We start from the raw sequence: 9,678 nt of genomic DNA on the forward strand, positions 1-9,678 counted from the left end.
AGACGCGAAACTTCGCGTCTCTACAATCCAAAATATTTACAACTTGACTTGCTGCAAATAACTGCGGGGATTATAAGTACGTATAGCCCGGATTTTTTCATAATATTCCCGCTCTTGTTGGCTGAGGTCTTTTGGTGGAACGATCGCCACCTTCACCAACTGATCGCCGCGTCCACCCTTGGCGAGAGGCCAACCTTTACCACGTAAACGCAGGGATTGACCAGAACGCACTCCCGCAGGCAGCTTAACATTAACTGAACCATCGGGTGTGGGTACATCAATAGACGCTCCCAAAGTCGCTTCATCTGGTGTGATTGCCACTTCGCAAACCAGATTATCGCCCTCCATTTGGAAGAACGAGTGCGGCTGAAGTTCGACTTTTAAGTATAAATCCCCTCGTTGTTGAGTCATGGGGTTGATTTGACCTTTACCCCGCACGCGCAGGCGAGTACCAGTTCTAGCCCCAGATGGGATGCGGACATCTATTGTCTCGTTACCTAAACTGAAGCGCTTTTGCACACCGTTAAATGCTTCAGCAAAAGTTAGAGCGATCGCAGCTTCACTATCTTGGGTAGTAGCCGCACCTGCATCTTGAAACCCAAAATCATTAAAGCCATTAAAACCACTTGACGCACCTGTAGGAGTGCGGTAAGAGTAACTTTGCGAGTAACTTTGTCGCCCACCACCAGGGGTAGCACCACCAAAGCGTCCTAACAACTCATTGATGAACTCATCAAAATTACCGTATTGGCTAAAGTCAAAGTTACCCATATCAGCACCAACGCCGCCGGATGGGAAACCTTCACCAGCTTGTTTCCAATATTGACCAAATTGGTCGTATTTTTTGCGTTTATCTGCATCTGAGATAACTTCGTAAGCTTCGCTAACTTCTTTGAAGCGTGCCTCTGCCTGTTTGTTATTTGGATTAACATCAGGGTGATATTTGCGGGCTAGTTTCCGAAAGGCTTGTTTAATTTCCTCTGGAGTGGCAGTCTTACTAACTCCCAAAATAGCGTAATAGTCTTTGAAGTCGGTTGCAGCCATCTACCAGCCTCCTATAGAAATTCCCGTTATGTTTTTTTAAGATCAGAGATTTGTGGTTTGCCAGGTATAGTGCCAAGCAAAAAGAATCTGATTTTAAACTAACAAACAATATAGAAAATCAAGTGTGGTTCTTGCTCACCGAGCGATCGCAATTTCCGTACTCCGATTTTTCTGATAAGCGGATCAGGCTGTCTAGCCCTTCTTCCAGGCTTGGGGGGGCATCCCGGAGTTGACGGTGCATCCGCAAAATAATTTCTTCTGGAACCCGGCGCGATCGCCTTTTATTGCGTGCCAAACACAGCCAAACTGGCGTATTCACCCAAATTCCCCTAATGTAGGTAAAGCCCAAGTTACGGGCTAAAGCAATGACTTCACGACGATGGCGGCGCTGGGCATTGGTGGCATCGAAAATTGCTGTATTACCTCTGGCGTACACCCCTTGCGGGTTGTCGTCAGACATCGCTTGCTGAAACTGCCGCTCAATTTCACGCCAAATCAGCAGCCACGAACCCTGAATGGCTTGGGAACCGAACAGTTGCCCCCTGATGGTATCCGTAGAAATCAGCAACATCTGGGGACATTCTGCCAGTAATTGTTTTGCCAAAGTTGACTTACCGCTACCTGGAAGACCAATCAGTAATATCAGTGCTGAGTGCTGAGTGCTGAGTGCTGAGTAAGAAGTCAAGAGTGAGGAGTGATTAGATGTTGTACTCATAACTTATGACTCCTAATTCTTGTACAGACGCGAGGAACATCGCGTCTCTACTCCTAATTCTTGTACAGACGCGAGGAACATCGCGTCTCTCCTAACTCCTAACTATTAAATGATGGTTCCATCGGGAATTACAGCATTTTTCAGCACGACAACGATGCCACTGCGGATGTAGAAACCTTGACCTTCGCGGTCAGCTTCTTGCACATTATCTTTATTGATAATTTTGACATCGTGACCGATACTGGCGTTTTTATCGATGATGGCACCGCGAATCAGCGAGTCAGCACCAATACCTACGGGAATGTCACCTTTTCCTATGTTAGATTGGCGTTCTACAGAAGCTTGATAAAAATCTGCACCCATGAGCAAAGACTCTTCGATGATGCAGCCAGATTCAATCCGCGATCGCACTCCTAAAACTGAATGTTGAATGCGGCAATTCTTCAAAATACAACCTTCGCCAATAATTGATTCGGTGATGTGGCAATCTAAAAGTTTAGTCGGAGGTAAGTAACGTGCGCGGGTATAAATTGGTGCTTCTTCATCGTAGAAGCTAAAGGGTGGCTGGGGTTGCTGAGTCAGTGCTAAATTGGCTTGATAAAATGCTTCAATTGTTCCAATATCTTCCCAGTAGTCATCAAATAAGTAGGCTTGAACGTTGTAATCCTTAGAAGCATCAGGAATAATTTCTTTACCAAAATCCGTCCGTTCTAAAGATTCTTTCAACAACTTGATCAAAACATCTCTTTTAAAGACATAAATCCCCATTGAGGCGATGTAAGGCTGTAATTGGGCCTGTTCTTTCGTCAATCCCAAGATACTGGTATCAACGCGCATTTTGGTTAAGGCATCGCCTTTAGGTTTTTCGCTAAAGTCAACAACCCTACCAGAATCGTCAATTTTCATTAAACCAAAATCTGAGGCGCGACGCTCGTCTATGGGGATGACTGAGAGAGTGATATCAGCACCCGTTTCTCTATGACGCTGGATAAACAGACGGTAATCCATGCGGTAGAGGTGATCCCCTGAGAGAATCAGATATTCGTCTACATTCCATTCTTCCAACAGCCATAGATACTGACGCACAGCATCGGCTGTACCTTGGAACCAGTTGGGGTTTTCTAACGTTTGCTGTGCGGCTAGCACTTCCACAAAGCCTTCGCTGAAGCCACTAAAATTGTAGGTGCGGGCGATGTGACGATTCAGGGAAGCTGAGTTGTATTGTGTCAGGACGTAGATTTTGAAGATTTCGGAATTTATGCAGTTACTGACAGGGATATCGATTAAGCGGTACTTACCTGCTACTGGTACTGCTGGTTTAGCACGGAGTTTGGTTAGTGGGTAAAGCCGCGTACCCGCGCCACCACCAAGAATGATTGATAATACTTTTTTCACAAAATTTCTCCCGACTGCCTTTCAACTCTCATCTTCAGTTTAGGACTGTATGTGGCAGCTGGTAAGGGGGATTATATGATTCTTAGGGATGAATTTTCTAGAATGCTGTCGGTGATGAATGACACTGCTCGCGAAGACATAATTAGAACATTTGTATTAATTGACGGCAAAAGTTGGGGAGCGATCGCGCTTACTGCTCTTATAAACTATCAGCTTTAAAAGATTATTACACTGAACTTTAAGTTAATTGAACCTCTAGCGATCGCTCCCCAACTTTTGCTCATATTTATTTTTTCCATCTAGTCACATCTTACACCAATTGCTTTACAGCGATTTTTGTCGGGTGGACAATGTTTACAGTTCACTCAACTCCTGATTTTTAGATTATCTTTTGTGCCTTACCTACTGTTGCCACCTTTAGGACTAGAATTGTCGCTTCCCCCAGAGGGACTGCTTTCTTCGTTTATTCTTTCAATATTAGAAAGGGCATTACCGTTTAGTATTAGGGGATCTGTGTCTTCTGAACTACTATCACATTTAGGAGGAGGATTATTGCCACCTCTATGACTAGGATCGTTGCTTCCCCTAGGGGGACTAGAGGCACTAGAGGGACTGCTTTCTTCCTTTATTATTTCAATGTTAGAAAGGGTACTATCGCTTCCCATAGGGGTTTTAGGTGGAATAATATTACCTTTAGGAGGAGGATTATTGCTTTCTTCAGAGCAGCTTTCTGTGTCTTTTGAACTACTATCACATTTAGAAAAAGGATTATTGCTTTCTTCAGAGCAGCTTTCTGTGTCTTCTGAACTACTATCACATTTAGAAAAAGGATTATTGCTTCCTTCAGAGGGACTGGGTTTTGCTACTTTTATTGGATCTAATTGAGTTATTCCAGAGGTTGTATCCTTGGTTAATTCATCTTTATTCACTTTTATTTTCTCCTTAAAATTGATTATTCAGTATTGCTAATCGATGACCGTTGCAATTGTTTATTTAAATTTTCTATTAGTACCTCTTGAAATATTAATATTCCCGGCATACTTTTTTTACATCTTGATATTGCCTCGAATCCTTTTGATTATTATTTAAATAATCAGCAATCCAAGTGCAACCTCTCTTGATTAAATAAGAATTGCTATTTTTAGGATCATTTCTATTTTTTTCTATAAAATCTAAACTCCATATTTTAATAGTTTTATCTTTACTAACAGTAGCAATTTCTTTGCCATCTGGACGAAAACTTAAGTCAAAAATTTCATCTTTGTGTCGTGATAAAGTATCCATTATAGCACCGTTACTAGCTTTCCAAATATTTGTTGTTCCATCTGGATTTGCAGTAGCAATATATTTATAATTGGGACTGAACTTTCCTATATAAGATTTGTCTCCTTTATCAGTAAAAACTTTTGGTTGGATTTGTTTTGGGTCGGTTTGCCACTTCCAAATCCTAATAGTTCTATCTTCACTTGTAGAAATAATAGTTTTATTATCATGCCCAAAAGGCACATATCTGACTGCGGCAGTATGTCCTGTCAGATTAGTAATTAAAGTACCATCTTTTTTCCAAAGCTTAATGCTTTCATTGTCAGCAGAGGCAATAAGCTGACCATTAGGACTAAATTCTGCATACCAGACTACATTGTTGTTTCTATTGTTATTTATTCTGAGGGTAGTGAGCTTTTTGATAACAACTTTTGGTGAAATAGTTTCTATTTGCCACAGTCTGATAGTTCCATCGTAACTAGCAGAGATGATAGTTTGACTATCAGGACTAAAATTTACAGATGTGACTGCTTGCTCGTGCCCTTTGAGAGTAGTAATATAAGTACCATCTTTTTTCCAAAGTTTGACTGTTTTATCAGCACTAGCAGAGGCAATAAGCTGACCATTAGGACTGAAATTCACTGTATATACAGCTTCATCATGTGTCATCGGCTTAACGGTTGGCACTGGAGTACCATCAAGCTTCCAAAGCCTTAAAGTTTTATCGTCACTTGCAGAAACAAGAAGTGGATCTTTAGGACTGTAACTCACACCATTAACACTTTTTGTATGTCCCTCAATCCGATTGTGTTCTTGCACTTTATCCATCACTAATTTCAGTCGATTAAGTGCGTCGGCATTGTTTCCACTTAAATCCTGAAACGCCTTGAGTGCTCTAACACTTGCTATCATCGCCTCAAGCTGATTGCCTACTTCCAAAAGTTGCTCAGATGTTCCAACTAATGCTCCAGAAGCGATCGCATCTACTTGTTTTTTCTCTGATGTCCTTTGTTGTAGAAGCAATCCCAAATAATATCTAATTGGGGATAACTCACTAAAATAATCGGACCTCCGAAACTCATCCGAATAGCTTCTTGTATTGAACCTATCAATTTGTTGCTAACAAAATCAAATAAGCGATCGCTACTAATTCGCCCACTACTACCTGCATTTTTAGATGCTAATCCCTTGACAACCGCACTTGTGAATATACTATATTCTTCACTCTTAATTGCTGCTGCTTGTTCAAAGTGGCGACAAGCTGCTATTAAGAAATAATCCCTTAGCGAACGGAAAGCAGTCAGAGTTTGTTGTACTAATTCTCTTTCTAGGAAATAGCCACTATGACAGCAATCGAGTAGCACTACCAAACTACTTAATTGAGATTCTCCGATTAATTTATTAAGTTTGTTGAGGGAAATAGCATATCTTTGTGCGACAATTTGGTTTCCCTTAACTTCAACTTGACAATTGGAAGTTGCTAAAAATCCCTCTTGTTGTCCCAAAGTATCAGAAGTTATAAAACCGTGTCCGCTAAAATAAATCAGCGCTTCATTATTTTTAGCTTTCTCTAACAGCAATTTTCTGAGTTCTTGACCGATTTCATCCTCATTAACTTTTGATGCCGCCATTTCATAGCCATTTTTATCTTTATTCCATCGCTGTGGTAGTCTTTGCACAGACTGGAAATCACCATACTTCTCTAGGATTAGCGCGATCGCCTCAGCATCATTCGTAGTCTTCGACAAACTCGGTAATGATGGGCTGAGATACTCGGCGATGCCAATAACAAGCGCATATTGTGCCATTTAACACACCTTTGGTTGCTAAATACGGGATAATACTTGACAGACAGAACCAATAGCTGTGTTAATAAAAACAATATCATATGTTATTTTTATGCAGACAGCCTGAAATATTTCAGACACGATACAAAAATTTAACCGATGTAGCTTATGTCAGAAGTACAGCAACTCTTTTTCCAAGCGGACGGGGAGATTGAGCAGATTGAGATTAACGTCACAGCCACCGAAATAACTTCGGAAATTGAGGAGGAGGATGATGGCATAGAATACAAAAATGTGCGAACAGATGCGATCGCTCGGATGCAACAAGCTCGCCAAATGATTCGCTCTTATACTATCTATGCTCTTAGTGCTTTTAAAGACTTCAGTACTGCTGAAATTGAGGAGGTCAAACTTACATTTGGCATTAAGTTGGGTGGAAAAGCCGGCATTCCTTACATTACCGAAGGTTCAGCTGAAAGTAATCTGCAAATTGAGGTGAAGTGTAAATTTACAGAAAAACAAAAACCTGATTCACAGTAACAGCAAAAAATTATCCGCACATTGTCGGGTTAGGCAATGCCCATTAAAGACCCAACTTCCCTGTATTTATGATCTTATTAACCAAACCTAATTGCTGCGATCGCTTCAAATACTTCACCCAAGATTGCTCTGACAACTGAGAAATCGCATTTGCTGACAGTGTTGCGGTGAAAATATCTTTGCCACTCGTAACATTACTGACGCCTAAACTTTCTAAAACCGCAGTTGCAGCAGAGTTTAAAATTTGTTCAGTATGGATGAAAACCGCTAAACTCTGTTCCTCTGGGTCTTGAGTATCATTGAGCGCTGTCGCAAGTGCAGCATCTAGCTTTTGATAATTCATGAACAGTAACTTGGTAAAAAGGGTAGGCAATTTTGGCTCATCCTATAACTTATCAAATTTATAGGTTGTTATTGCCCACCCTTGTACAGAAATAATATCCACCTTTCTCAGTCTAATTACAGATTTAAGGCGTTAATCACTCCATAACCCCATTTGTGATCAAATGTGCCTGCGGGTTTTCCGGGAATAGCACTATTTTTACGTAGCAAATCTTTCACAGCAGCCGGATCAAGTTGAGGATCACGCTGCAACAGGAGTGCCACTAACCCACTAACCAACGGTGTCGCCATACTCGTACCCGCCTGAACCACAAACTTGGAATTAATCATCGATGAGCGGTCAAAATTTGCATCGGCGGAAAGCGTGGAAACAATCATTGCTCCTGGTGCTGCTACATCGGGCTTCTGTGCATCATTCCGTAGAGGCCCTTCACTACTGAATTCCGAAATAGTATCCAATTCCAAGCCCATTTCTCGCACTTGGTCATCAATATCTGTGTACGTGGCTTTAGTAGTATAGGCGGCAACTGTAACTGCACTGCTGGCGGCTCCCGGCGAACCAATTTTTACTGCATCCTTCACACTTTTACCTGTGAAAAACACTGAGGAACTGTCATCTAGTGTCCACACATTTAAACGTGTGTCAGTTGAAGAACCATTGCGGACTCGCAATTGCCAAACTCCTCCCATGACTGGCGAGGGGTCAATACCACGTATTTGCACAAAGAAATTATGGTCGCTATTGGCTTTATCTGGTCCTGGTGTCGCTAATTGCACCCGTGCATCTGGTAACTGGTAATCTTGTGCGGCATTACCCTCAGTAATTATTTTTTGGAAGGGGCTGACAAAACCGTTAGGACTTCGCAGCGACACTTCCAATTCGCTGTCTTTGGAATACCAACCGTTTAACCAAACTATGCCTACTTGATTCAAAGGAACATTAAAGCGCATACCACGAGTGCGTCCACTGGGTATCGTGGCTTGTCCATGAATGTTATAGTTTCCTTCGTTACCCGCAGCACAGCAAACAATTCTTCCAGGGCCAGTTTCGGCGTTAATGACCTTTGATAGGGAGTCGCTACCATCATGAGCATCAGCGTGTCCACCCAAGCTGAGATTTACCACTGCTGGGCGTCCCAACTCTCTAGCAACTCGGAAAATGTAACGGACGCCATCAGCAATGTGGGCATCCTGTAAATCTGACCTGACGACAACTAATTCCGCTTCTGGTGCGACACCGCCATAGGTAGCATCGGCACCGGCGGCAATTCCAGCAACGTGAGTACCATGACCCCCAGTATCCTGAGAAATTGTCAGTTGCGCTCCGGTAAATTCAGCCCCATAGCCGCCCTCCGTCACTCCTGGTCCTGGCAGTGTTTGATCCCAAATGTGTAAAATTCGTCCAGCAAAGGCGGGGTGTTTCGGATCAATGCCACTGTCTATAATGCCAATGATTACTCCTTTACCAGTCAGTCCGGTTTGGTTCTTGAACTCCGGCAGTTTGACTTTTTCCAGTGCAGTGTCCATCCTCAAATGAAGTTTGCGTGATGGCTTAATCCTCTGAATAATATCCTCTTCAGATAAGACATCTAAACTATCTAAGGGTAAGAAAGCCGTCCGCACACTCCCAGAGTTTTGATTAACTTCAATATTATATTGTGATAAATAACTCAAGTCTGCATCATGATCGCAGTAGATAAAAACGACGCTTTTAGTAGGCTTGACTGGGCTTTTGTGGGCAATAATACCAAGGGATTTTTTGTGTTGAACTAAAGCTTTATCTCCTTCATTTTGATAGTCTTGAAATGCCAAAAGTAGTCCAGGAGAAAGTTTTTCGTGCCTCATTTTTACCTCAAATTAAATTTATTATTTGATGCGACTATAATCTATTTTTTCTTAGATAACATCAAATCAGCTTAGGAGGTGGGAAGTTAAGTAGGTAGGCGTAATTAAATATAAGATCAAACCTCACCCTCAATCCCTCTCCTTATAAAGGAGAGGGAAGCCGGAGGCAGCATGAAGTTTTGTATTTTATTTAATCCACGTTCCTTAAGACAATTGCTAACTCCTAATCGCCTTGATCCGATCCATGCCAGCCAATGGAGATTTTGTAACGATTTGAATGCTTTTAATACAACTTTTACAACCCAGACAATATTCAAACGTGATTTGAAACAGCAGAATGTCAGAGTAAATCTGCTGAGTCCATTCGGGAGAAAAAAATGAAACTTATCAAGTTTGTAAAAGCATTTTTTGCTGCGGCCACATTAACTACTGCTTCAATTGGCCCCGCCTTTGCTGCTGACACAGTTCAAATTTTAGGTGCAACCTATAATGGTAGCGGTTGCCCGATTAATACCGTCACCGTGACGCCTAGCCTTGATTATCAAACACTAAGCGTTTTATTCAACCAATATATAGCTACAGCTAATAACGTATCACAAAGCTATAGAACCTGTAATTTAGTCATTCCGATCAAATCTACCCCAAGGTATTCGGTTGAGTCGATGGGGAGTATTGTCTCCCGCACCTCTCAGTTAGATCCGTGCGTACCCGTTTCCGTGTACACGGCTCCCGATGTTTTTAGCTTGC

10 protein-coding genes are annotated in these 9,678 nt (G+C 42.0%); 2 read left to right on the forward strand and 8 right to left on the reverse strand.

Translation table 11 applies throughout. The features are described from left to right. Window positions 1–36: 36 nt before the first annotated feature. The 6 genes from V7K31_RS17250 to V7K31_RS17275 form a co-directional block, all read right to left on the reverse strand. Window positions 37–1,044, reverse strand: coding sequence for a DnaJ C-terminal domain-containing protein (locus tag V7K31_RS17250; RefSeq protein WP_335095577.1), 1,008 nt, complete (start codon window positions 1,042–1,044; stop codon window positions 37–39). A 118-nt stretch (window positions 1,045–1,162) separates the two neighbouring features. Next, entirely contained in the window at window positions 1,163–1,759 is a 597-nt protein-coding gene (locus tag V7K31_RS17255; RefSeq protein WP_335095579.1) for an AAA family ATPase, read from the reverse strand. 105 nt (window positions 1,760–1,864) lie between these two features. Further along, window positions 1,865–3,154, reverse strand: coding sequence for a glucose-1-phosphate adenylyltransferase (locus V7K31_RS17260; protein WP_335095580.1), 1,290 nt, complete (start codon window positions 3,152–3,154; stop codon window positions 1,865–1,867). 398 nt (window positions 3,155–3,552) lie between these two features. Then, window positions 3,553–4,083, reverse strand: a complete 531-nt coding sequence (locus V7K31_RS17265) for a hypothetical protein (protein WP_335095582.1) — start codon at window positions 4,081–4,083, stop codon at window positions 3,553–3,555. A gap of 94 nt (window positions 4,084–4,177) precedes the next feature. After that, window positions 4,178–5,446 (reverse strand): WD40 repeat domain-containing protein, encoded by a 1,269-nt coding sequence (locus tag V7K31_RS17270; protein ID WP_335095583.1) that lies wholly within the window; start codon window positions 5,444–5,446, stop codon window positions 4,178–4,180. Then, entirely contained in the window at window positions 5,401–6,225 is an 825-nt protein-coding gene (locus V7K31_RS17275; RefSeq protein WP_335095584.1) for a caspase family protein, read from the reverse strand. The genes V7K31_RS17270 and V7K31_RS17275 overlap by 46 nt, the downstream gene beginning before the upstream one ends. 147 nt (window positions 6,226–6,372) lie before the next feature. Here V7K31_RS17275 and V7K31_RS17280 point away from each other — a divergent pair, with 147 nt between their 5' ends. Then, complete coding sequence (locus V7K31_RS17280) at window positions 6,373–6,744, forward strand: CU044_2847 family protein (RefSeq protein ID WP_335095585.1); 372 nt, start codon at window positions 6,373–6,375, stop codon at window positions 6,742–6,744. 43 nt (window positions 6,745–6,787) lie between these two features. Here the strand turns inward: V7K31_RS17280 and V7K31_RS17285 are convergent, their stop codons facing one another. Both V7K31_RS17285 and V7K31_RS17290 read right to left on the reverse strand, forming a co-directional pair. Then, window positions 6,788–7,087 (reverse strand): hypothetical protein, encoded by a 300-nt coding sequence (locus tag V7K31_RS17285; RefSeq protein WP_335095587.1) that lies wholly within the window; start codon window positions 7,085–7,087, stop codon window positions 6,788–6,790. Between the two features lie 116 nt (window positions 7,088–7,203). Then, window positions 7,204–8,931, reverse strand: a complete 1,728-nt coding sequence (locus V7K31_RS17290; protein ID WP_335095589.1) for a S8 family serine peptidase — start codon at window positions 8,929–8,931, stop codon at window positions 7,204–7,206. 377 nt (window positions 8,932–9,308) lie between these two features. Here V7K31_RS17290 and V7K31_RS17295 point away from each other — a divergent pair. Then, window positions 9,309–9,678: DUF4360 domain-containing protein (locus tag V7K31_RS17295; RefSeq protein ID WP_335095590.1), on the forward strand; the 370-nt coding region annotated here is incomplete at its 3' end.

The organism is Nostoc sp., from assembly GCF_036917675.1.
Lineage (GTDB): Bacteria > Cyanobacteriota > Cyanobacteriia > Cyanobacteriales > Nostocaceae > Nostoc.

Coding starts and splice junctions, on each gene's coding strand:
- V7K31_RS17290 (WP_335095589.1), bottom strand. CDS start 8,931: ATGAGGCACGAAAAACTTTCTCCTGGACTACTTTTGGCATTTCAAGAC.
- V7K31_RS17285 (WP_335095587.1), bottom strand. CDS start 7,087: ATGAATTATCAAAAGCTAGATGCTGCACTTGCGACAGCGCTCAATGAT.
- V7K31_RS17280 (WP_335095585.1), top strand. CDS start 6,373: ATGTCAGAAGTACAGCAACTCTTTTTCCAAGCGGACGGGGAGATTGAG.
- V7K31_RS17275 (WP_335095584.1), bottom strand. CDS start 6,225: ATGGCACAATATGCGCTTGTTATTGGCATCGCCGAGTATCTCAGCCCA.
- V7K31_RS17250 (WP_335095577.1), bottom strand. CDS start 1,044: ATGGCTGCAACCGACTTCAAAGACTATTACGCTATTTTGGGAGTTAGT.
- V7K31_RS17255 (WP_335095579.1), bottom strand. CDS start 1,759: ATGAGTACAACATCTAATCACTCCTCACTCTTGACTTCTTACTCAGCA.